The organism is Vibrio sp. 2132-1 (assembly GCF_033344315.1).
The window spans coordinates 1-628 of record NZ_JAWPON010000481.1 but is presented as its reverse complement, the minus strand read 5'-3'; the positions used below and the strand labels follow the sequence as shown (position 1 = coordinate 628).

The window sequence follows — 628 nt, the reverse complement described above, 5'->3', positions numbered from 1 at the left end:
GTCTCTTTTGGGCTAGGAGAAACATTCAATAAATCTTGTACTAACGGGACTGCTTTAATGTCGTCGATTTTTTGTTTTAGTCCACCGGAGCTCGTAAATTCAGGGTGTTGAGTTAAATTCAGTTCATTAATGACTTTGTCGGCAATGTGGTTGGATTTCAGAATAGCGATTTGTGTTTGAAAGTACTCTTTCTTGGTCGTATCTACGCCATACACTTCTTCAATCGACAGCGCACTTTTTTGCTCTTCTTGAATCAATAACGTTGCTGTTGCTTGGTAAATGGATGTTTTGGAGTAGATGTACCAAGTGCACGTCAATGAGAATATAAGCGTGAACGCAGCAATGCTAAGCCAGTTTTTTTTCAGCGTTTTAAAGTGATGGCCAAAACGAATCAGTTCCACTTTGTTCATCTGGAAATTGTTGGGATGAGTTCCGTTCATTTGATTACCTGTCACTAGAAGAAGCTCTGATCAATAAAGACAATGTCACCTGGTTCAACCGTGCGCTGCATACTCACGCCTTCTACGGTTTTGCCAGTTTTGTGTTTGGTTAAGTTAATGCTTTTACGTGAAGCTCTATCGGTGAGCCCGCCAGCTAGTGCGATGGCTTTTTCTATCGTCAGTCCTGG

General features: G+C 41.6%; 2 protein-coding genes. Both read right to left on the bottom strand.

Translation table 11 applies throughout. The features are described 5' to 3' along the window. The coding region (locus R8N47_RS26170; protein ID WP_318186224.1) for a Wzz/FepE/Etk N-terminal domain-containing protein at positions 1–440 on the bottom strand (440 nt) is incomplete at its 3' end. Between the two features lie 14 nt (positions 441–454). Continuing rightward, the coding region (locus R8N47_RS26165) for an SLBB domain-containing protein (protein ID WP_318186225.1) at positions 455–628 on the bottom strand (174 nt) is incomplete at its 5' end.